Source organism: Candidatus Pelagibacter communis, assembly GCF_001180165.1.
Classification (GTDB): domain Bacteria; phylum Pseudomonadota; class Alphaproteobacteria; order Pelagibacterales; family Pelagibacteraceae; genus Pelagibacter; species Pelagibacter ubique_P.
Genome location: NZ_CVSQ01000023.1, coordinates 1 through 597 on the forward strand (window position 1 = coordinate 1; position 597 = coordinate 597).

Below are 597 nucleotides of genomic sequence, written 5' to 3' on the forward strand. Positions count from 1 at the left end.
TTAAATCCAATTACTTTATAACTATTCTTTTGTGTTCAAATTCTTTCTTTATAATATCTATCGCCACTGAAGGGTTTACTTTTCCACATGTAAAGAAATCAAAACTTATAATTCCTTTTTCTGGAAATGTATGAAAACTAATGTGACTTTCTGCTAATAAAGCAAGAATTGTAAAACCCTGAGGTTCAAATTTATATTTAGATATATTGAGAATTGTTACTTTTGCAGCTTTTGCAATATCATTAATTACTTTTTCAAATACTATAGGATCGTATTCTTTTGTTGTACCAATAATGTCTAGAGTTATGTGTTCTCCAACTTTAGTCATTAGCTATCCTCTTTTATAATTCTTTGCTTTGGATAAAACTTTTTTCATTTCATTAATTGAAAGAATCTTAGGCTTACCCAATTTAAGGCTCGTTATATACTGAAGCGATATATTTTCAACCTCTTCAGCAAGTTCAAATGCTTTTGATAAACTTTCTTCAAATGCAATCTGTCCGTGATTTGAAATTAAACAAGCTTTTCGACCCTTTAAAGCTTTCAAAATATTTTTTGACAATTCTCTTGTTCCAAATGTTGCGTATTTTGCACATT

General features: G+C 28.5%; 1 protein-coding gene and 1 pseudogene. Both read right to left on the reverse strand.

Annotated features, from left to right (window positions below; all coding sequences use genetic code 11):
- Nucleotides 1-13 precede the first annotated feature (13 nt).
- Nucleotides 14-328: pseudogene (gene speD / locus AMN88_RS01710) on the reverse strand (adenosylmethionine decarboxylase); the annotation flags it as partial.
- Between the two features lie 3 nt (nucleotides 329-331).
- Nucleotides 332-597: class II aldolase/adducin family protein (locus AMN88_RS01715; RefSeq protein ID WP_179850090.1), on the reverse strand; the 266-nt coding region annotated here is incomplete at its 5' end.